This window comes from Pseudomonas sp. HMSC067G02, assembly GCF_001813485.1.
In the GTDB taxonomy this organism is placed as follows: domain Bacteria; phylum Pseudomonadota; class Gammaproteobacteria; order Pseudomonadales; family Pseudomonadaceae; genus Pseudomonas; species Pseudomonas aeruginosa.
The window spans coordinates 174,313-195,261 of the sequence record NZ_KV812681.1 but is presented as its reverse complement, the minus strand read 5'-3'; the positions used below and the strand labels follow the sequence as shown (position 1 = coordinate 195,261).

Sequence of the window (20,949 nt, the reverse complement as noted above, 5' to 3'; positions counted from 1 at the left end):
GCGGGCCGACCATCTACCAGGTATCCACGAACGGCCGCTTGCGCCCCGTCCTCGGCGCCGGTTCTCCGGCGACGGCCAGGCCGCGCAGGAGCCAGTCGCGGGTCTCCGCCGGGTCGATCACCGCGTCGATCTCCAGGTAGCTGGCCATGTTCAGCGCCTTGCCGTTGCGGTAGGCCTTGTCCACCATGCCGCGGAACAGCGCCTCGCGCCGCTGGGGGTCTTCCTCGGCCGCCAGCTCCTTGGCGAAGCCCAGCCGCACCGCGCCTTCCAGGCCCATGGCGCCGAACTCGCCGCTGGGCCAGGCGACGGTGAACAGCGGCGAATGGAAGCTGCCCGCCGCCATGGCCTGGGCTCCCAGTCCGTAGCCCTTGCGCAGGACCACGGTGAAGAACGGCACCGTCAGGCTGGCGGCGCTGACGAACATCCGCGAGACGTGGCGCACCGTGGCCTGTTTTTCCGCCTCCGGGCCGACCATGAAGCCAGGGGTGTCGCAGAGCGAGACGATCGGGATGTCGAAGGCGTCGCACAACTGCATGAAGCGCGCGGCCTTGTCGCCGGCCGCGGCATCGATGGCGCCGCCGAGATGGCCAGGGTTGTTGGCGATCAGGCCGAACGCCCGGCCCTCGATGCGCAGCAGCGCGGTGACCAGGCCGGGAGCGAACTGGCGCCGCAGTTCCAGCACGCTGTCCCGGTCGGCCAGGACCTCGATCGCCTGGCGGATGTCGTAGGCACGCAGGCGGTTCTCCGGCACCAGGTGGCGCAACTCGCGCTGGTCGGCGCAACTCCAGTCGGGCAACAGGCCCTGGAAATAGCCGAGGTAGCGCCTGGCCACCGCGACCGCTTCGGCCTCGTCCTCCACCAGTACGTCGATCACTCCGTTGGGCCCCTGCACGCCCGTCGGACCGACCTCCTCGGCGGCGAAACGGCCCAGGCCGCCGCCCTCGATCATCGCCGGGCCGGCCATGCCGATGGTGGCGTCGCGGGTGGCGATGATCACATCGCAGCAGCCCAGCAACGCGGCATTGCCGGCGAAGCAGCGACCGGAGACCACTCCCACCAGCGGCACCAGCCCAGAGAGCCGGGCCATGCCGACGAAGGTATGGCAATCGAGACCGGCGACGCCGACGAAATCGGTATCGCCCGGGCGCCCGCCGCCACCCTCGGCGAACAGCACCAGCGGCAAGCGCCACTGTTCGGCCAGGCCGAGCAGGCGGTCGGTCTTCTTGTGGTTCATCACCCCCTGGGTGCCGGCGAACACCGTGTAGTCGTAGGCCAGCACCAGGCAACGTGCGGCCTGCGCGCCGAAGCTGGCGGCCCCCACCGTACCGGTGCCGGCGACCAGGCCATCGGCGGGGCTCAGCTCCAGCAACTCCTCGGCGGAGCGCCGGCGACGCTGGGCGGCCAGGGCGAAACCGCCATATTCGCTGAAGCTGCCCTCGTCCAGCAGGTCGAGCACGTTCTCCCGCGCGGTACGCTGTCCGGTCTTGCGCCGCCTGGCCAGCGCCTGCGGACGACGCTCGTCGCCCAGCGCTGCCTGGCGCTCGAGTACCTCGGCGAGATCGGCGCGGATATGCGCCAGGTCCAGCGCCTGTTCGGTCGGTGCCTGCTCGTCGTCATCCTCCGTCGGTTCGAGGAACAGCAGCGTCGCGCCCTCCTCCAGAGGCTCCCCGAGGCTCGCCGCGAGCCGCCGGACGATACCGCCGCCGGGTGCCTTGACCTCGAACTCCATCTTCATCGCTTCCAGGATCGCGACCCGCTGGCCGGCACGCACCCGTTCGCCCTCGGCCACTTCCAGGGCCACCAGCACCCCGCTGCTCGGCGCAGGCAGCGGCAGGCTGCCGAGTGGCGCCTCGACCCGCGCAGGCGCTGCGTCCTCGGCGAGCGGGCACTCGGCGCGGAGCCGCGGATGGCTCGCCGGGATAGGCGCCAGCAGTGTCTCCAGGTGGCTTTCGACGAAGCGGGTGTCGACCCGGTTGGCCTGTACCGCCGGATGCAGCAGAAGGTTGCGCAGCAGATCCAGGTTGCTCGCCACGCCCTCCAGGCAGAATTCGCAGAGCGCCCGGTAGGCCCGGCGCAACGCGGCGGGATAATCCGCACCGCGCACGACGAGCTTGGCCAGCAGCGAATCGTAGCTGGGGCTGACCCGATAGCCGGCATAGCCGTAGCCGTCCACCCGCAGGCCGGGACCGCTGGGCGGTTCGTAGGCGCCGATAGTGCCCACCGCCGGACGGGCGCTGCCGTCGGCCGCCAGGGTCTCCAGGTTGATCCGCAGTTGCACCGCGCAGCCGCCGATCGCCGGCGGTCGCTCCAGGCCGAGGGCGGCAAGCTCCATACCGGCGGCGAGACGCAACTGGGCGTGCAGCAGGTCGACCCCGGTGACTTCCTCGGTGACGGTATGCTCCACCTGGATGCGCGGATTGGCTTCCATGAAATAGAAGCGCCCGGGGCGCTCCTCGTCGACCAGGAACTCGAAGGTACCGATCCCCCGATAGCGCACCGCGCCGGCCATGCGCAGGGCGCAATCGATCAGCGCCTCGCGGGTGGCCTCCGGCAGGTCCGGGCTGGGGGCGATCTCCAGCAGTTTCTGCTGGCGCCGTTGCAGGCTGCAATCGCGCTCCCAGAGGTGGCTGACCGCACCGCTGCCGTCGCCGAGCACCTGTACCTCGATGTGCCGGGCCCGCGCCACCCGTTGCTCGACGTATAACTCGTCCCGGCCGAACGCCGCCTGCGCCTCGGCACGGCAGCGGCGGTAGGCATCGGCCAGTTGCGCGACCTCCTCCACTGCACGCATGCCACGTCCGCCGCCGCCGGCAAGAGCCTTGAGCATCACCGCGGCGCCATCGCCCAGCCCTTCCAGGAACGCTTCGGCCTCTTCGACGCTGACCGCGCGGTTGATCCCGGCCACCAGCGGCACCTCCAGGCGCTCGGCCAGGGCACGCGCGGCAGCCTTGTCGCCGAACAGGTCGAGCACTTCCGCTTGCGGCCCGACGAAGTGGATGCCCGCGCGCTGGCAGCGCCGGGCGAATTCGCCGTTCTCGGCGAGGAAACCGTAGCCCGGATGGATCGCCTCGCAGCCCTGCTCCAGGGCCAGCGCGACCAGCCGATCCATGTCGAGATAGGCCGCCACGCCACGGCCGGCCAGCGGCAGCGCGACATCGGCCTTGCGCACGTGCAGGGAAGCGGCATCGTCCTCGGCGAACACCGCCACCGAGCGGATACCCAGGTCGGCGCAGGCGCGAGCGATGCGAATGGCGATCTCGCCGCGGTTGGCGATCAGCAAGGCGTTGAAGGGAGCGGTCACGGCAGGTTCTCCGGGGAGCGGGTCAGGCGGCCGGCGAAAGGAGCTGGCCCGGCGGCGCGTTGGTCATCGTCGCAGGCATCTTAGGCAGCCGAAGGAAGCGGCAGAACTGAGGCTTATTCATCGCCATCCATGAAGCCTATGCATGGTTCTATCGGCGAGCATGCCTGCTAGGCTGGCGCCTTCCCCAGACAGGCGCGCGCAAACATGAATCAGCCACATGAATGGTCGCCCCTCAGCCGTTTCGATCTGAACCTGTTCCGGGTCTTCGAAGTGGTCTATCGAGAACGCAACCTGACCCGCGCGGCGGGCCTCCTGCATCTCAGCCAGTCGGCCGTCAGCCACGCCCTGGCGCGCCTGCGCGACCAGCTCGGCGACCCGCTGTTCGTCCGCCAGGGGCGCGGGGTTGCGCCGACGCCGCTGGCCGATCGACTGGCGCCGGGCATCCATGACGCCCTCGCCGGCCTGCACCGCAGCATGAATCGCTGCCAGACATTCGACCCTCGGCGCGACGCGCGGACCTTCCAGTTGAACATGCCGGAGCAACTGGAGCCGCTGGTGCTTCCGGCGATCCTCGACCACCTGCGCCAGGCCGCGCCGCGCATCGAGATACGCTGCAACAGCCTGCACTGGGCGGACCTGAAGGCGGAACTGGGCGCCGGACGCATCGACCTCGCCATCGAGATCGCCCGGCCCACCGACGCCGCCCTGCGCCGCCAGCACCTGCTCGACGACAGCCTGTGCGTGATGGCCGGGCCGGGCTTCGCCGGCGAACTGAGTGCGGAGGAGTACCTGGCGGCGGACCATGTCGCGGTGACCTCGCGGCGACGCGGCATCTGCATCGAAGACCTGGCCCTCGGCCACCTCGGCCTGACCCGCCAGGTGCGCCAGCGCTGCCAGCACTACCTGTCGGCGGCGTTGCTGGTGGCCCAGGGCGGCTACCTGCTGACCCTGACCCGAGGCTACGCCGAACTGATCAACCGCGGCCTGGGCAACCGCCTGCTGCCGATGCCGCTGGCCCTGCCAGCGGTGACTCTGAATCTCTACTGGTCGCGCCAGGCCGACGACGAAGCCGGCAGCCTCTGGCTGCGCGGCGAACTGGCGGAGCTGGCGACGCGCCTGCGCTGAGCGCAGGCGCTGCGACTAGGGCTTCGCCGCCTTGGCACGGGCCTTCTGCAGCCACTGCCCGGCCTTCGCCGAACACTCCGTGACATAGGTCGTATCGATCGCGCAGCGCTCCCCGGTGGCCTTGAGCAGGTAGGCGGCATCGGCTACCTCGTAGTCGGTGTGCCGGCGCGGCGTACCCTTCGCCTGGGATTCGCGTTCGTCCTCGCGGATGTCGCAGTACAGCGCATTGCTGCGGGCGAACAGTTCGAGGCACTCGGCATCCTTGCCCAGCAACGGGTTGGCGCTGTCCTCGGCGGACTTGGAGCAGCCGCCGAGCAGCAGGCAGGCGCAGGCGATCGTGGCAAGCGGGCTACGCATGTGTCCGTTTCCTTGGCCATGGAGAGAGCGCCATTAAAACAGCCCCGGCGCCTCGGCGCATCCGCGGCGTGCCCATGGTGCTACTCCGCATCCCCCTGCCCCAGCAGCGCCCGGTACTTCACCGCCGCCGCGGTCCGCGACGGCACGTCCAGCGCCCGCAGCAGCGACGACACATGGATGCGCACCGTGTAGTGGGAGATGTCCAGGGCGCGGCCGATCTCCTTGTTGCTCTTGCCTTGGGCCAGCAGGCGCAGGACATCCAGTTGGCGCTCGGTGAGCCCCTCCAGGCGCGGGCTGGGCTGCAGCGGCAGGAGGCCGGAGGGTTCGTAGCGCACCAGCACTTCCCCGGCGCGGATGGCCAGAATCGCCTGGCCGAGTTCCTCGGGCGCGATGCTCTTGCCGAGGAAGCCGTCGGCCCCTGCATTCATCACTTCGCCGATGAGCTGCGGGTCGTCGACCATCGAGACGACGATCAGGGTGGTGCGCGGAAACCGGCGGCGCAGGTCGGCGAGCATCTCGATGCGGGTCAGGCCGGGGAAACGCAGGTCGAGGATCAGCGAATCGGGCTGCTCGCCTTCGCCAGCCAGGCGCAGGACCCCGGCGAGATCGCCGGCCTCCTCGATCCTGGCCTCGGGCAGCAGGCGCTGGAGGATACTCAGCATGCCCTCGCGAAACAGCGGATGATCATCGGCGACGATGATGCGGCCAGTCATTCTTGTAGTCTCCAGGAGTCGCAGTTTCCGCCGCGCATGCTACCTTAGCCCGCTACCGCCGCGCCCACCCTTCGTCCGTCTTCGTGACGAAGGGGGCGAAACAGAGGAAAAGGCGCGCGGCGCTCCCATGCACACGGAGGTGCACATGAAGTTCGAGAAGAATACCGAGCTGGACCAGGCCAACCTGCGACTGATCGTGGCCACCTGCGCGATTCTCTACGTGGTGCTGATCGGCCTGCTGCCCGGCCTGAAGGTCGAGACCTACCTGCCGATCGTTGCCTACTACGGCCTGTTCCTGATCGCCTCCATACTGCTGCGCCAGGCCATCGTGCGCTGGCCGGGGCACTACCCGGCGCGGCGGATCTTCTGCATGCTGCACGACTACGCCGGCACCTCGTTCGGCCTGATCGTGGGCGGCGAGGCGGCGCTGCCGCTGTACGCGGTGATGGTCTGGATCAACCTGGGCAACGGCATGCGCTACGGCTCGCGCTACCTGGCCATCGCCACCGCCCTGGCGCTGCTCGCGCTACTGGTCATCTATCGCCTGACCCCGGCCTGGCAGGCTCAGCCGTTCATGGTGCTGATGCTGATGACCACCAGCACCGTCATTCCCTTCTACGCGCACCTCCTGCTGGAGCGCACGCGCAAGGCCACCGAGGAAGCGTTGCAGGCGAACCAGGAGAAATCGCGCCTGCTGGCCCAGGCCAGCCACGACCTGCGCCAGCCGATCCACTCCATCGGCCTGTTCACCGCCTGCCTGCGCGACGCCCGCCTGGGCGACGAGGAACGGCGCCTGGTGGACAACATCGACCGCTCGCTGCTCAACGTCTCGCAACTGTTCCGCTCCATCCTCGATCTCTACACCCTCGACAACGGCCGGCTCCAGCCCAAGCAGGAGAACGTCCACCTGGGCGAGTTGCTGCGCGACCTGGTCCGGCGCAACGCCGAGGCGGCGCGCTGGGCCGGGGTGGAGTTGCGCCTGCGCCCTTGCCGCCTGTGGACGCGAACCGATCCGGGGCTGCTGTCGACCATGCTGCAGAACCTGCTCTCCAATAGCCTCAAGTACGCCGCCGAGCGCCCGCTGCTGATCGGCGTGCGGCGGCGAGGCGACGGCCTGGCCGTAGCCATCTACGACCAGGGCCGGGGGATCGCGGAGGAACACCTGCCGCGGGTGTTCGAGGAGTTCTACCGGGTACGCGAGACGCGCGACCGCGACGTCGAGGGAATCGGCCTGGGGCTGTCCATCGTCCGCCGCCTGGGGCAGTTGACCGGGATCGAGGTGACGCTGCGCTCGCGGGTCGGACGCGGCACCGCGGTGACCCTGCACGGCCTGCCGGCGGTCGCCGCGCAAGCCCTGCCCCGCCGCGACGATCCCCTGCAGGCCGGCCTGCTCACCGGCTTGCGGGTGTGCCTGGTGGAAGATGATCGCAACGTCCTGCGCGCCACCTCGGCGTTGCTCGAACGCTGGGGCTGCACGGTCCAGGCGGAAACCGAGGCGGACGGCTGGCGAACCGATTGCGACATCCTGGTCGTCGACTACGACCTCGGCCCCCACGCCTCCGGCGTCGAGTGCATCGAGCGGGTACGGCGGCAACGCGGAGAGGCGATACCGGCGCTGGTGATCAGCGGCCACGACATCGAGCGTATCCAGGCCAGCGTCGAAGACACCGACATCGCCCTGCTCTCCAAGCCCGTGCGCCCCACGGAATTGCGCGCCACCCTGCGCGCCCTGCGCGAGCGCCCGGAGACCGCCAGCCACGCTTCCTGAGGCAAGGCAGGTCGAGGAGCGCAGGCCTACGGCGGGCCGTACTTCATGCCGGCGCAGCCGTGGGACAGCAGCAACTCGCCGTCGTCGGCCTCGAACTGGGTGATCCGCTTGCTCTTGTCGACGGTGACGGAAATGATGCAGCGATTGGGGTGGTTGACGGTATCCCAGTAGTTGGTGTTCACCATCACGTTGCCCTGCATCTCCGAGCTGGAGCCCACCACTTCATAGCGGGAATAGCTGGTGTCGGTGTACCACTGCATCACCACCTGCGAGCCGTCGGCGGTGCGCTCCATGTTCTGCGGCGTACCGAAGAAGGCTATCGCTTCCTCGGCGGAACGGCCCTTCCACTGGCTGCGGGCATAGACCTCGGGCAGCGTGTCCATCTGGATACAGCCGCCCAGGGAAAGCGACGCCAGTAACGGCGCGATGAATATCCGGCGCATGGGTTGACTCCGTGTCTAGGGGTTCTTCGGCGGGTTGCCAGGCAGCAGGTCGAAGGCTCGCAGGCCCGGCGCGGCGTCCTGCCCGGACGCTTGCGCGCGGTTCGCCTGCTCGCCCACGGCCATTCCGCGCGGTGCGGCGGCAGGCTTTCTCGACGCCGCCAGCGAACGCCCACCGGCAGAGAACGACTCGCGCGCCGGCTCGTCGCCGCTGCCGAAGCACCACCAATCGCTGGCCTCCGGGCCGGTGGCGAGTACGGATTGCCGAGTCATGGTTCCTTCCAAGTCGCGTGCGTCCTGCACAACCGGTTTCCGCGAAACGCGGGGATCAAGGGCGGGACTATAGCGTCGCGGCGAAGAAGGTCGAATAGCACAGAGGTACTATTTTCTCGGCTCGTCCGATCGGGAAGTCACCTGCGGTGAGTTCCGGTCGAAGCTGCGCCATTCCATCGACCAACTCTGCGCCCCGGAAAACGCTGGATGCGTTCCCCTGTTTTCTCGGTCTCCAACAGCACCCTCGCGACCGAACACTGCACGGCCATGGCTGGAAGACAAGTGAAACCAGCCACTTGCTTAAATACCTAAGGGAAAGAACATCCTACTGAAAATAAAGAAATTTCTTATACGCACTTATTTGGCGCAACGTTAACTTAACTAACTGCACAAACACGCCCTGACCGCGCATTAGAAGAAGTACCGGCCTCCAACGGAATCCAACTCCAACCTCGGGAGGTCCCCCTTCCCATGCAGTTAACCAATCCTCCAGGCAGAAACAGCGATGAACCCTCGTGAACATGGAAAACGATCGATCGATAACGAGACACGCAGTGCGCTCAAGCGCCAACGCCCAGCGGTCATCTGGCTGACCGGGTTGAGTGGCGCTGGAAAATCCACTATTGCGAATGCCCTGGAACTAGCGCTTTTCGAACAGAAGAAACATACGTTTCTCCTGGACGGCGACGATCTCCGCCTTGGCCTGTGCCGAAACCTTGGCTACAGCGACGAAGATCGCACCGAGAACATTCGAAGAATCGCGGAAGTGGCAAAGATCCTGCTGGAAGCCGGCCTTATCGTGATCGTGGCAACCATCTCGCCATTTTCGCGAGACAGGCGCCTCTCTCGGGAACTTATCGGCATCGAGCATTTCATCGAAGTCTTTGTCGACACGCCGCTCTCGGAATGCGAGAGAAGAGATCCCAAAGGCCTGTACAGGAAAGCACGCTCGGGCAAGATCGAAAACTTCACCGGGATCGACTCGATCTACGAAACGCCCGCACAGCCGGACATAACGATCGATACACTTTCAGAAGACCCCAACCTGGCGGTGAAGCGAATCATTTCCTACCTGGAGACGAACCAGCCAGCCTGACAAGATGATTAGGCCTGGAGGCACGAACCGTCCGCCGCACCACTTCCAGCTTGCGCTCAGGGACACCCCGTCTCGCTGCCGAACAGACGGGACAGGTTTCGCAAGGGTTTCGTGAAACGCCAGAAGCGACTGTCCAATATAGCCATCAAACGGGCGTGAGTATCATCGCGATCTACCTGCGTGCGCCGTAGCAAGTTGTCCGTTTCGGCGAGATTGCGCTGAGCGGAAACAAGTTCTTCGCGACACACCGACAATCGCCGAGAAAGTTCCCGCATGGCTCGTTCGTTCTGTTCGTCCCGAGCACCGGCCTCAAGCAAGCGATCTCTCAGTCCATCGTTCAGTTGCCTCTGTGCGGTACAGCTCATGGCCAGGTCAGCCACCTGCTCGCTGAACCGCGTCATGCTCTCGTTGTGGGACGAAGCCGATTGCCAGAGTTGCCTGTCCAGCTCCCCCACGTACTCCAGCAACGGCATCGCTCTGCTGAACTCCCGCTCCAGGCCCTTCCACCCTTCGATGTCGAACCGGTCCACGGCAAGCTGCTGCAGTGCCTCGTGCACCTCGAGCAGCGCCTGAAAGCTTCCCGCTGCGGCAGCCAACGCGCTCGCATCATGGGATGAATGACGCAATGCGACATCCAGGACATCACCGACGAAGCGGGCGCAAGCCGACTCGTCCACCGGCAAGGAAAGTCGATGGCCAATACGGCCCAGTTCCTGTCGCGGCAGAGCCAGCAATCGATCGTAGTCGACCACCACGGCCCCCTTGTGGAGCGCCCACTGCATCGAGCGACAGGAATGTTCGTACCAGAGCATCAGGCTCTTTTCCCGACTCAAGTGGTCACGGGCAGCAAGAGACTCCGCGACGCTAAGAGGATGGCGAGCCGCAATGACATAGTCGACCCATAGCCCCAATGCATCGAACGCGGCTTGCCAGATCGGCATCAGACGCGGCATACGCGGATCCTTGATACCCAGCAGCGCCTTGCCTGCCAGTAGCTCAGTCAAAAGCGCCACGGCCTGCTGGACGATCTCTTCGAATCGCTCGACGCCCAGCACCCGGCGACTGGACAACCCGACGTCGCCCGACGAAAACCCGCACAGGGCCAGGACTCTGTCATTGAAAGCCACCAGGCGGGCATCTTCCCAGTATCCCTTGGGGTTGTCCGGCCTGGGTGGGATCAGATTCTCGCCAAACTCGACCCCGAGCGCCTCGAGTCCGGCGGAAAGTACGCTCGTACCGGAGCGATGCATGCCGAGAATCACCACCACCCTGGGCGTCATGGATGAAACCTCCCTATTCATTCAGTGCTTCCTGATCTTTTGCCAAAGCGCCTTCGCCCCGAATGTGCGCAAGAAGAACACCCCCTTCGCGCATCGCTCCAGGAATCTTGAAAAACGGCCGTGCTTCTGGATATCCAGCCGGCAGCGCAATCCGTTTGCCAGTCGGTAGGACGCCCATTGCATGGACAGCCTGGCCGCCCCCAGGGCAGGCACCGGACTATCCGTGCAAACGCCGCATGGAGTCGAAACCGGCACGCGTTCCAGCAACTCCCGCAAACGCCGCTCGAAAAGAGACAAGGTGAATGCTTCGCGGATGCGGCGTGCGGAGTTCTGCCCCATCCGCCTCAGCATTTCCGGTTCGCGCATGAGGCTCTCGAGCCTAGCGGCGTAATCCCTGGCCTCTCGTTCGGCATCGCGCCGCGGAACAAGGAAGCCGCAGTGGGCAGGGACCAGTTCTGCGTGACCGCCGACATCGGCTGCGACTATGGCCATTCCGCACGCCATCGCCTCGTAGAGAACCAGTGCGATACCTTCGCCGGCCGATGGCAGGAAAAATATATCGGAGGCCTGGAACAACTCGCGCAACGCAGCCTCGTCCTGCCAGCCCAGCATCCGTACCCGCCCGGCCAAGCCATGGCGCCGGAGGTCGTTCCGCAGCTCCCCTGCCAGCTCGCCATCGCCCAGTACCAACGCGACGAAATCACTACCACGGCGCGCCAACTCGCCAAGGCTGGCGGCAAACAGCTCCGGTCGCTTCTGCGCGCAGAGCCGCCCCGCATAGGCGATCACTACGCACTGCGGAGCTATTCCCAGGCGCGCCCGGACCTTCGCGCGCGTCAGGCTGTCGGGTTTCCACGAGTCCACATCGGCGAACCAGTGCAACACCTCGACCTTGCTCGCCTCGACGCCACGGTCGAGCAGCCAGTGGCGCAGGTGCCCGGATACGACCCAGTGCCTGTCCAGCAAGGCAGTGCATCGAGCGGCTCTACCCGGATGGCCGCCATCGTCCCAGCCCTCCTCCATATGATTGAGGTCGACCACGGGCAAGCCCGGGTAGCGGGTCCGGACGTACCCCAGCACGTCATAGGCGAATGCAGAGTTGGAAAGCAGCATCAGGTCGGGTTGTCGACTGTCCACCAGATAAGCAAGGAAGCCGCAAGCTTTCTCGGCAGCCAGAAAGTCCGGGAGCACCCAGACATCCGCAGTGAGCGCGGTAAAACGATCCCGCCACCTATGCTCGGCCGCCAGGCTGGCGACTACCGTCAGCATCCAGCCCTCCCGGGCCAAGGCTCGAAGCATATCCAGATTGCAACGATCCGCTCCGCCTGGCTCAAGCCAGGGCGCCAGCAGCAACAGGCGCTTTCCCGGTGCCTTAGGCAAGCCCCCCGGCGCCAGCATGGCCGGCGAGCAAGGCTGCCTGCGCCCGTTCAGCCTTGCGCCAATACGACCCTCGGGCAACGACCTGCGACTGACGAAGAGGTCGCCGCGGCGCGTATCTTCGCGAAGTTCGACCCACGGCAGGGTCGGTCGGGACAGCAGGAACCAGATCGCCTCTTCCAGAGCAGTCGCCCTCAGGGCTGCCGGTGCTCGCGGCAAGTACAGTACCGCCATCCCCTCTACCGGCAGACAGTCACTGTCCACTCCTGGGCAATGAAGCCAGCGCCAGCGTTTCAGCGTCTGCGTCTCGAGAAATGCGGCGATTCGTTCGAGTTCCTCCACGCTGCAATCGCAGGCCGTGAGGATGGACAGCAACGGCACGGCATCGGCGACGGGACCTCGCGAAAGAACCTTCACCACGCCGTCCTGCCCACGGAAAACACCTTGGAGATTCCGCGGGTCCGCCTGAAGTTATCGATGAAAGCCGACCATTGCCGCTCGTGCAGCAGGTCGTCCAGCCAGTAGATGGCGCTCGCCCTCTCCAGCAGCCAGCCCGGGAGCTTCCGGCATCCACCGGCAATGACGAAAACCGTTGAGGACGCTGGCAGCTCATCGAATTGTCGACGCCATGCGTTCCAGTCCTCGGTGAGCGGTCTGTCGGCCACCACGGCTACCGCATCGGATATGACGGCGTTGTATTGGTCGGCGCGGGAGAGGTTGAGCAGAGGAGGATATGCCCAGCAGTCGTAATAGCCTTGCCGCTGCGCTCGAAGAAATGGACTCCCTCGATAGAAGCGAGGATGGCGAGTCCGCATACGCTTGTAAGAACTCAAGGCATGACGTTTGCCGGTCTCCAGTCTGGAGCCGACCTGGCGGTGATAGAACAACAGGGGTTCCCTGATCAGCCTGCCTCGCACCCCACATCCGACCAGGGCGATCCAGAAATCCCAATCCTCGAACTGTGCCTCCCTGGCTTCGTCGAAACCGCCTACCGCCAGCCAGTCATCGCGATGAAAGATCGCAGAGACACAGAACGGATTGAAGTAACGCAACAGTCCGGGATGAAAGCCGGCGGAACGATGCAGCCGATGCTCCTCTCCCACCACTTGGACCCAGCTGTACGCCAGGCGGACGCCAGAGTTTCCCTCCAGCAAGACCAGGCACTTTTCCAAATAGGTGGACGCCAGCCAGTCATCCGCATCCAGGCAGCAGATATAACGCCCCCTCGCCCGCGCCACACCGGCATTCCGCGCTGCGGATGGCCCACGATTGGGCTGGCGCAGGAGCGTCATGCCGGGCTCCTGGAGAGCCTCGAGGAGGTCCAGGGTCAAAGGGTCATCAGAACCATCGTCGACCAGAATGATCTCGAAGTCCTGGAAGCTCTGCCGGGCCAGGCTATCAAGCGCGCGCCTCAAATACCTCCCATGGTTGAAGCAGGGAATGACCACGCTCAGCAGGGGCTTCTGCGGATCCCACGGAGTGGCGTGTCCGGAAACCTGCCGGAGCGCCGAGGCCGAACCGATATCGAGGACAAGATGGACCAGGAGCCTTCCCTTCTCTCCCAGCCACGAACGAAAAGCAGGCGGTAGGGAAAATAGCAGACGTTGCAGAAAATGGGCCGACCTCACGCCCTTCACCTGGACACCGGTTCGGTTTCCATGGAGACCTCTTGCTCAGGCCGCACGCCCCCAGGCAGGTAGCCGGGTATCTTCCTGGCCGCATCCCTGAATGCGGCCCAGCCATGACGTCGCGTCAGCAACTCGCGGGCGCGTTTCACCCGTCTCGCCGTCTCCACGGGATTGCCCAGCGCACTCCTGATTGCCCTTGCGAACTCGCCGGCATCGGCGTCAGCGCCGACCAGATAGCCCGTTTCGGTATTCAGGAACTCAGCGATACCCCCGACGTCGGGGGCGACTATGGGCAGCCCTGCGGCAGTGGCTTCGAGCAGGATGTTCGGCAAGCCGTCATAGCGAGAGGTATACAGCAACATCGCATATCGCCCCTGCCGAGCCAGGGCCTGGAAGGAGTCGTAACGCCCATGAAGCCTGACATTCGGCAGGCGTCGCAGCTTCCTCTGGGTTTCTCCCCTGCAAGCAGGATCGACCTCGCCATGGACTTCGAACAGGTATTCGGGAAGCGCCAGGGCAATCTCGTAGAGCAGGCCCGGCCTTTTCTGCGGCGAGATACGGCTGGCCCAAAGAATCGTCGAGCCTGCGGTCGGAATCGCCTCTGCATGGTCGCTGGCGGGAAAGTAGAGCCCATGCATGAGCTCCGGCGGAATGCCGTCCCGCTCGTGAATCTGTTGGAGGAAGGTCCGGTTATCCGAAAGCAGGCCCGCCAGGTGCATCCAGGACCGTGGGAGGAACTCGCTGGCATAGCCGCAGCGAATCGCATTGCCGTCCAGGTCGTCGCAAAAGACGCTGGCGTAAATCCGCTTACCCTCGAACGTCAACGTCTTGCCATGCCGCTCGAGCAGTTCCCAGGCCAGTTGCGAGTTGATGATGTGGATACTCCTGGCAGGACATTGCAGCAAAAGGCGCAGCAGTACCAGCCGCCGGTCCTCCTCACCGAGCAGATTGCCCAGGCGTCCGAACTCCACCACCCGAACCTCCGCCGGAAGCCGGTTGAGCCAGGGAGACACCACATCCCGCGTGACCACTACCGTCACCTTCACGCCCATCTCGGCGCATAACCGTACATGATGCAGGATTCCCAGGTCAGCGCCACCGCGCTGCAAATGCGGGACGAGGAAGACCATATCCGGCGCATATTCGATGAAGTCCGCCAGACATCCCCGGTACAGTTGCGCCGGTCCGTTATCTATCGGAGCCTTCCAGGAAGTGAAAACGCGCAGCTTCGCCGCCGAGGGATACAGGGCAGGCTCGATCCGGGCCAACGCCTTCATTTCGTCGACTATCCATGGCGGCAGCGCCATCGGAGAGAGTGACGGTACGACGACTGCCTCCTTGAGCAACCAGCCCTTCAAACGGTCGCAGACCAGTATGAAGCGTTGTAGTTGGCGCTCGGAGAGCACCCGCCGCAACGATCCAAGAATAGGTGGATAGGCTGTGCGAGCGAAGCTGGCCGCACGAGCTTTCAGTCTGCCGTTCAGGCTCATCAGGAAAGTTCCACTTGGTAGAAGTGCTGGATGCTCGGCTCATCGATGCGGGGCTGCCGCGGCAGGCATGTGCCTCCCCGACCCCAGAGAAGCCGGCTAGTGATCGAAACACCGTCCATCGAAGAATCGTCCGGGGCGAACCACTGCGTTCAGCGCGCCCATGGCGGCCAGCATCGATGCTTCCTTGCGGCGATAGAACAGGCAGGTGCCGCTAGCCAGGGTGTGCTTCCGACCGGACGCAATCACCTCGAGATTCCAATGCCAATCTTCATAACCGAAGCCGGATTTCCCCACTCGGGTCTCCAGGTATGGAAGCTCCTGGAATACGGCTTTCTCGGCTACGGCAACGGAAACCCATGGGTGATGCTTGAAGCAACTTTCCACGGGATAGTCTTCGCTCAGTTGATCTACCGAACGCCCCAGCAAATGGCAGGCTCCATGGCTCACCGTGTACTCGGGATGGACCACGACGCCATTGCCCTTCTCGGATACCACCTGCAGGGCTTCGACCAACCAGTTCGCCGAGCAGTAGTCGTCGCCATCCAACACCCCCACCGTGGACGCATCCGCGCTATCGATCCCGGCGTTCCGGGAAAGCCCGAGATCGCCATGCTCGACCTGAAGGACCTTGTCGCCCTCGCGCAGGACCGGATGCTGCCTGACGATTCGCCGAGTCGTTTGCGAGGCGCGGTCGAGCACCGCCACCAACTGCACGGAAACCCCATGGTGCGACGCGAATTCACGCATGCGTTGAAAACCCAGCAGGCTCCAATGCGCCAGCACGTCTTCCGCATGGAAATTCATGATTAAACTGATATCCGGCATAAGGGTTCTCCCGGTTCTACAAGACGTAGTGGAATCGCTCGGCAACGTCGCAGACTATGTTGGCAACCAGCTCCTGCTCGTCCGGCGCCAGCCCCTTGCTCCATGCCACAGGCTCGTCGAAAGGCAAGGGGCGGTTGTTTCGCAGAGCGGCCAAGGTCGTTTGCGGCGCCTCGACGAAGTCCTCGCAGCGCAACAACTGGACGTAATCCCCGGCGTCCTCCAGTTGCAGTGCCAGGTAACGCCACCACAGAGCACGCCGGACAGCTAGGTGGTCGGTATCGGCAATGGCCAGTAGTGCCTTGCGCTGCCATCCCGTGAGGGCCAAGTCATCGGGACATCCGAACGGCTGGCGTTCGACGGCAGCCTGGCGCAGGTGCTCGAAGGTGTTCGCCCAGGAGTTCAGGGTGTCGTAGGGATGACGGATGGTTGCGATCAGCAACGCCGTCGGCATGACCTTGCGGATCAGGGGCAGCCGGGCGATATAGGCAAGCGTGTTCTTCGTTCCCAGGTGAAACGAAGCCCCCCGCACCTCAGCGAAATAGTCGCTGGACTGATCGTTGCCCCTGGCAGTGTCGTCGACCAGGCGGCCATTCACATGCTTGTTCGGCACGGGCCTGCCCGCCAGGATGTCGCGACGTAACTCTGCGTAGTAGCGTGGCAGTCCCCAAGGAAGAGGCGAGAGCTTCAGCGCTTCGAATACCTGAGGAGGTTCATTGAGCACCACGGTGTCGGGCTGCTGGGAGAGCAGACGGCATAGATGGCTGGTTCCGCTCCGGGGAATCCCGGTGATCACCAGGTCCTGTCCGGCCTCGACAGTGCCGGTGGAATCACCTTCCGAGAAAGCCAGCCGAGGCGCAGGAGCCAGGATTGCCTTCTTCCAGTTGGCATCCAGCGCAAGCACTTCGCGCAGCTCAGGGAAACGCTTGCCCAGTTCGTCCAGTTCGGCCCATAGCGAACGCTCGCGGACAAGTGTGTCGAGAGAATGGTAGTGGCAGAAAAAGGGCGGTAGGGACGCAGCGGATAGCGGCTTGATATGAAGCGGATAATTGAACCGTTCGCTGAGCGCTCTCGTCTTGTAGTTCAACGCGTGCAGAGCGACGGGTAGCGTCAGCTGGTCCAGCCAGGGCATCTTGTTGGTGATCAGCGGGTCCGCATGGACGCGTTCGGCGAGCCTGTACCAGACTTCGGCGAAACGCCTGGCATCACGTACCAGGATAAAGCCAGCGTTATAGTACGCAGGCATCGCTTCCCCGGAACAAGTGGTCACTACCCGATCTCCAGGCAATGCCGATCCCCCATGGGCGTATATGCGTTGCCAGTAATCGTTCTGTTTTGCCACCAATGCCATATCGGCAGGTTTGAGTGCCGCATCGAAACGACAAAGCATGTCAGCTTCGAATGCATCGACACAGATCATGTCACTGTCGAGAAACAACGTATGCCCAACAGCCGGCCCCAGCGCCAACGCCGCGAACTTGTTGCCTATTGGATACTCTGGCCCGAAAGGACTATCCATAGGCAAAAGAGGAATGCCCAAACGCTCATATAAGCGCCGGGATGCATCGCTTGGCACACCCCAGTCAGCCTTTCCCGATGGACATGCGGCAATGATATCCATGGAAAAGCCAAAGCGTTTGCGTAGAGAAGCCGCCAACACGGCAGACTTGATTTCCAGCTCGCCGGCGTGGACGACGAATACCATGGTCAAAGACGATGACTTCATTGGGTAGCCCGGGTCTCGCAGCAGAACGGAACCGGCTCGAATGCTCCATGCAGGTTCACCACTGCATCGAAGCACTTGGGCGAATTGAAGACCCTGAATATCGCCGCATTGACCTGTTTATCCATGAGTTCGCAAACGGACTCCGACAAAGAGTTCTCCAGACGAAACGTCAAGGCGTATTCGCCGGCCTGCAAGTCGCAGTCGAAGCTGATGCGTGTTCTCAAGCGCCCGTCAGGCTCGACATTCAAAGCCTTGCCCAGCAATAAATTGTTTATGCCATAGAGGTTGTAACCGCGCTGGTCACGGATAGTCAGGGTGATCTTTGGGTGCTCCGGGACGGGTAAATCAAATTGCACAAGTACCTCGACCCAGACACGTTCGCCCGAATCGAAGTAATCCCGGGCTTCGTCAAGTACACCCATGCGGATGGATAGAAACCTGCCCTGCCCATTTCCATATGCAATTACCGAGTTCCCGTGTTCGCCAGAAGCGATCAGGCTTCCTGAGCGGACTTCCGCCCGCTGTGTCTCTATACTGTCCCGCAGATAGAGTTCCGTGGCTGTTTCACAGTCGCCATCGAATATCACTCTACCTTTGGATAGATAGATCGCTCGACTACAATAACTCTTGATCAACTGTATATCGTGGGAGACCAGCAGGATGGTGATGCCTTTCAGCAGCAGTTCTTCAAGCCGGTTCAGGCATTTGAACTGAAACGCGGCGTCACCTACCGCCAGGGCCTCGTCCACGATCAGCACATCGGCATCGACATATGCCGCAATGGAGAAAGCCAAACGCACGAACATACCGCTCGAATATGTTCGAACTGGACGATCGATGAACTCACCGATATCGGCAAACTGGATTATCTCGTCGAGGCGTTCAGAAATTTCCTGCTCGCCCAGTCCAAGAAGCATGGCATTGAAGATTATGTTTGCCCTGCCGGTGTACTCCATGTTGAAACCGGCCCCCAGCTCCAACAGTGCCGCTACCCTTTCTGGGCGAACCACCTGCCCACTCGTAGGTCGCAAGGTACCCGCAAGTATCTGCAGCAAGGTGGACTTCCCGGAGCCGTTGCAGCCGATTACTCCAACCACCTCCCCAGGAAAAACCTGGAAACTCACATTCCGCAGAGCCCAGAATTCCGAATAAAACTTCTTTCTCTCACCCCAGATGGCCTGCAACATCCTTTGATGAGGAGCCCTGTAGACTCTAAAACCCTTGCTTATATCTACGGCCGCAAGTACCGGCGCATTACCATTCATACAACTCACAGCCAGATCCCTACAACGCAGAAAGCATCGTATTGTTTATCCTGAAAACGTCATAGCGCTGTTCCGCCAGCGATCTACTGGCTTCTCCCATACGTGCGATGAGCGAAGGCGACTCGATGAACTTCAACATTGCCGCGGCTAAACTCTGCGGACTCTTGATCGGTACCAGAAACCCATTGACACCATCCAGTACCGTTTCACGACATCCCGTCCAGTCAGTCGTTATCACAGGCTTCCCCAGGGACATGGCCTCCTGACTACTTCTCGGCACACCTTCTCTATAATAGGATGGCAGCACGAATACACTTGTATTGACCACCCATGCCTTGATGTCATGCACATGGCCAGGCCACTCCAACAAGCCTTCGGCTACCCACTGGTTCATTTCCTCCCGTGAAACCTTTCCTGGATTACTGTCGACGCCTCCCAAGACCAGAAAACGCGCGAGCGGACTACGTTTTCTAACGATTCTCGCGGCTTCCACAAAATCATAGATACCTTTCTCCTTGAGAAGACGAGCGACAAACACGAAAGTAATAGGCCGCAACACGGGAGAACTCGCGGCAAAATAATCAAGATCGACGCCTATACCCGGCAATATCAAGGCACGTCCCGTCTTGGCCAGCCGAGGGCTCACAAACAGGTCATAGTCATCCTGATTGAGCAGAAATACACGAGACGAGAACCGAAGGACCAACCTGATCGAACAGGTCACGACATACCTAAGCAGCTTCCGTAGAAAATGGGTATAGCCTTCTTCCGAATAGATGAAACCAGCGCCTTCGATCATCGAATAGCGTAATCTGACACCCGTCAAAAAAGCCGCGATACCACCGTAGATAACGGGCTTTATAAAGTAACTGAACACGGCATTGATCTTCAGCGCCCGCAGCTTGCAGATCAGACTCAGGAGTGCGTGCAACTCCTGAAAGGGATTCATGCCCGCACGTTTCAAGCTGTAGGAAACCGGAATTGCTCCAAGCTCCGAAACTTGACGGCTTGTCACCTCGTCATAGTCTGGAGCGAAAGCGTAGACCTTCGCTCCTCGACGTACGACCTCTCGAATGAAATCGCCACGAAAATTGTAGATTGAAAAAGCCTGATTGGAGATCAGCGCAAGGTTGCTAAAAGGCAACCCATCGACAACAGCGGCGTGATTCATGAATACCCACTCGGATTGGAAACCTGCCAGCGCCAGGCATCCGCAATCATGCATTCGAGGCCCAGCCCCGCCTTCCAGCCCAACTCTCGCTCCGCCTTGGAAACATCCGCCCAGCACTCGGCCACATCGCCTGGGCGGCGACCGGACACCGTAAAGGGAATGCGCCTGCCAGAGACTCGCTCGAAAGCTTCGATGACCTGCAAGACCGAATAGCCGGTGCCCGTCCCAAGATTCCAGACGTGGTAGCCGTGCCCCTGCCCCAGGTATTCGAGCGCCCTGGTATGTCCTGCTGCCAGGTCGCAAACATGGATGTAGTCCCGGACTCCCGTCCCGTCGATAGTCGGATAGTCGCCGCCATGTACCGTCAACCGACTCAAACGTCCGACTGCAACCTGGGCGATATAGGGCAGAAGATTGTTTGGGGTACCGCATGGGTCCTCACCAATGAGGCCGCTTTCATGAGCACCGATGGGGTTGAAGTATCTGAGCACCGCGATGGACCAACGCGCATCGGAGCGAGCCAGGTCATCGAGCATGTGCTCGGCAGTCAGTTTTGTCCGGCCATAGGGACTGGCCACGCCTCCCACTTTCGAACTCTCGGATATAGGCAAGGTGCCAGGCATCTGATAGATCGTTGCGGAAGAACTGAAGACAATCTTGAATACCCCGACCCTCTGCATGGCGCGTAGCAGCGAAATAGTTCCCTGAACGTTGCTCTCGTAATACTCCAGCGGGTCATCAACGCTTTCTCCAACAGCTTTCAACCCCGCCAGATGAATGACCGCATCAACCTTCTCATCGATCAGCAGGCGCTCAACAAGAAGACTGTCTCTAACATCTCCCAGTACGAAGCCAACCGGATGCCCGGTTATTCTTTCCACTCGCTTTAGAGATTCCGAAGAACCGTTGACAAGATTATCCAGAACCACAACCTTGGCGCCTTGGCCTAAGAGTTCGACCAACACATGAGAGCCAATGAATCCTGCACCTCCTGTGACCAATACGCGCATCTCGCCTCACCTTGATACGTACAGAGCTGGGTTTTCAGGGGTAAGAACTCCCATCGAGCCCGTCTGTAACGCACTCTCTTTCTACTTACCCAGTGGAAAAGGAGGCG

Annotated in this window: 17 protein-coding genes; 3 read left to right on the top strand and 14 right to left on the bottom strand. The window is 62.7% G+C overall.

Features of this window, described 5'->3' with window-relative positions; genetic code table 11:
• Positions 1-13: 13 nt before the first annotated feature.
• Positions 14-3,301: an acetyl-CoA carboxylase family protein gene (locus HMPREF2914_RS15670; RefSeq protein WP_023092047.1), complete on the bottom strand. Its 3,288-nt coding sequence runs from the start codon at positions 3,299-3,301 to the stop codon at positions 14-16.
• A 204-nt stretch (positions 3,302-3,505) separates the two neighbouring features.
• Here HMPREF2914_RS15670 and HMPREF2914_RS15665 point away from each other — a divergent pair, with 204 nt between their 5' ends.
• Positions 3,506-4,426, top strand: a complete 921-nt coding sequence (locus tag HMPREF2914_RS15665) for a LysR family transcriptional regulator (protein WP_003133284.1) — start codon at positions 3,506-3,508, stop codon at positions 4,424-4,426.
• Positions 4,427-4,441: 15 nt separating this feature from the next.
• Here HMPREF2914_RS15665 and HMPREF2914_RS15660 read toward each other — a convergent pair whose 3' ends face one another.
• Positions 4,442-4,783, bottom strand: coding sequence for a hypothetical protein (locus tag HMPREF2914_RS15660; RefSeq protein ID WP_003086981.1), 342 nt, complete (start codon positions 4,781-4,783; stop codon positions 4,442-4,444).
• 80 nt (positions 4,784-4,863) lie between these two features.
• On the bottom strand, positions 4,864-5,496 hold the full coding sequence (locus tag HMPREF2914_RS15655) for a response regulator (RefSeq protein ID WP_003086978.1): 633 nt from the start codon (positions 5,494-5,496) through the stop codon (positions 4,864-4,866).
• 145 nt (positions 5,497-5,641) lie between these two features.
• On the opposite strand from HMPREF2914_RS15655, the gene HMPREF2914_RS15650 reads away from it, so the two are divergent.
• On the top strand, positions 5,642-7,264 hold the full coding sequence (locus tag HMPREF2914_RS15650; protein ID WP_016253649.1) for a two-component system sensor histidine kinase: 1,623 nt from the start codon (positions 5,642-5,644) through the stop codon (positions 7,262-7,264).
• 26 nt (positions 7,265-7,290) lie between these two features.
• On the opposite strand, the gene HMPREF2914_RS15645 is transcribed toward HMPREF2914_RS15650, so the two are convergent.
• Positions 7,291-7,707 carry a hypothetical protein gene (locus HMPREF2914_RS15645; protein ID WP_003086969.1) on the bottom strand — a complete coding sequence of 139 codons (417 nt, stop codon included), beginning with the start codon at positions 7,705-7,707 and terminating at the stop codon, positions 7,291-7,293.
• A 15-nt stretch (positions 7,708-7,722) separates the two neighbouring features.
• On the bottom strand, positions 7,723-7,977 hold the full coding sequence (locus tag HMPREF2914_RS15640; protein WP_003140317.1) for a hypothetical protein: 255 nt from the start codon (positions 7,975-7,977) through the stop codon (positions 7,723-7,725).
• Positions 7,978-8,482: 505 nt separating this feature from the next.
• On the opposite strand from HMPREF2914_RS15640, the gene cysC reads away from it, so the two are divergent.
• Positions 8,483-9,073 (top strand): adenylyl-sulfate kinase, encoded by a 591-nt coding sequence (gene cysC, locus HMPREF2914_RS15635; protein ID WP_023092048.1) that lies wholly within the window; start codon positions 8,483-8,485, stop codon positions 9,071-9,073.
• A 56-nt stretch (positions 9,074-9,129) separates the two neighbouring features.
• Here cysC and HMPREF2914_RS15630 read toward each other — a convergent pair whose 3' ends face one another.
• The 9 genes from HMPREF2914_RS15630 to galE all read right to left on the bottom strand — a co-directional run bounded on the left by HMPREF2914_RS15630 (position 9,130) and on the right by galE (position 20,842).
• Positions 9,130-10,374, bottom strand: a complete 1,245-nt coding sequence (locus tag HMPREF2914_RS15630; protein ID WP_023875580.1) for a sulfotransferase family protein — start codon at positions 10,372-10,374, stop codon at positions 9,130-9,132.
• Positions 10,375-12,147: a glycosyltransferase family 4 protein gene (locus HMPREF2914_RS15625; protein ID WP_031277960.1), complete on the bottom strand. Its 1,773-nt coding sequence runs from the start codon at positions 12,145-12,147 to the stop codon at positions 10,375-10,377.
• Complete coding sequence (locus HMPREF2914_RS15620) at positions 12,144-13,358, bottom strand: glycosyltransferase family 2 protein (RefSeq protein ID WP_023094122.1); 1,215 nt, start codon at positions 13,356-13,358, stop codon at positions 12,144-12,146. The genes HMPREF2914_RS15625 and HMPREF2914_RS15620 overlap by 4 nt, the downstream gene beginning before the upstream one ends.
• A 5-nt stretch (positions 13,359-13,363) precedes the next feature.
• A complete protein-coding gene (locus tag HMPREF2914_RS15615) occupies positions 13,364-14,848 on the bottom strand; it encodes a glycosyltransferase family 4 protein (protein ID WP_023097853.1) in 1,485 nt (494 codons plus the stop codon).
• A 96-nt stretch (positions 14,849-14,944) separates the two neighbouring features.
• Positions 14,945-15,673 (bottom strand): glycosyltransferase family A protein, encoded by a 729-nt coding sequence (locus tag HMPREF2914_RS15610; RefSeq protein WP_023092053.1) that lies wholly within the window; start codon positions 15,671-15,673, stop codon positions 14,945-14,947.
• 16 nt (positions 15,674-15,689) lie between these two features.
• A complete protein-coding gene (locus HMPREF2914_RS15605; protein WP_031635378.1) occupies positions 15,690-17,246 on the bottom strand; it encodes a sulfotransferase in 1,557 nt (518 codons plus the stop codon).
• 146 nt (positions 17,247-17,392) lie between these two features.
• Positions 17,393-18,661 (bottom strand): ABC transporter ATP-binding protein, encoded by a 1,269-nt coding sequence (locus tag HMPREF2914_RS15600; protein WP_023980799.1) that lies wholly within the window; start codon positions 18,659-18,661, stop codon positions 17,393-17,395.
• A gap of 19 nt (positions 18,662-18,680) precedes the next feature.
• Positions 18,681-19,805, bottom strand: coding sequence for a glycosyltransferase family 4 protein (locus HMPREF2914_RS15595; protein WP_031687624.1), 1,125 nt, complete (start codon positions 19,803-19,805; stop codon positions 18,681-18,683).
• Positions 19,806-19,828: 23 nt separating this feature from the next.
• Positions 19,829-20,842: a UDP-glucose 4-epimerase GalE gene (gene galE, locus HMPREF2914_RS15590; protein ID WP_023092057.1), complete on the bottom strand. Its 1,014-nt coding sequence runs from the start codon at positions 20,840-20,842 to the stop codon at positions 19,829-19,831.
• Positions 20,843-20,949: the final 107 nt, after the last annotated feature.

Coding starts and splice junctions, on each gene's coding strand:
- HMPREF2914_RS15665 (WP_003133284.1), top strand. CDS start 3,506: ATGAATCAGCCACATGAATGGTCGCCCCTCAGCCGTTTCGATCTGAAC.
- HMPREF2914_RS15660 (WP_003086981.1), bottom strand. CDS start 4,783: ATGCGTAGCCCGCTTGCCACGATCGCCTGCGCCTGCCTGCTGCTCGGC.
- HMPREF2914_RS15655 (WP_003086978.1), bottom strand. CDS start 5,496: ATGACTGGCCGCATCATCGTCGCCGATGATCATCCGCTGTTTCGCGAG.
- HMPREF2914_RS15650 (WP_016253649.1), top strand. CDS start 5,642: ATGAAGTTCGAGAAGAATACCGAGCTGGACCAGGCCAACCTGCGACTG.
- HMPREF2914_RS15645 (WP_003086969.1), bottom strand. CDS start 7,707: ATGCGCCGGATATTCATCGCGCCGTTACTGGCGTCGCTTTCCCTGGGC.
- HMPREF2914_RS15640 (WP_003140317.1), bottom strand. CDS start 7,977: ATGACTCGGCAATCCGTACTCGCCACCGGCCCGGAGGCCAGCGATTGG.
- cysC (WP_023092048.1), top strand. CDS start 8,483: ATGAACCCTCGTGAACATGGAAAACGATCGATCGATAACGAGACACGC.
- HMPREF2914_RS15630 (WP_023875580.1), bottom strand. CDS start 10,374: ATGAATAGGGAGGTTTCATCCATGACGCCCAGGGTGGTGGTGATTCTC.
- HMPREF2914_RS15615 (WP_023097853.1), bottom strand. CDS start 14,848: ATGAGCCTGAACGGCAGACTGAAAGCTCGTGCGGCCAGCTTCGCTCGC.
- HMPREF2914_RS15610 (WP_023092053.1), bottom strand. CDS start 15,673: ATGCCGGATATCAGTTTAATCATGAATTTCCATGCGGAAGACGTGCTG.
- HMPREF2914_RS15600 (WP_023980799.1), bottom strand. CDS start 18,661: ATGAATGGTAATGCGCCGGTACTTGCGGCCGTAGATATAAGCAAGGGT.
- galE (WP_023092057.1), bottom strand. CDS start 20,842: ATGCGCGTATTGGTCACAGGAGGTGCAGGATTCATTGGCTCTCATGTG.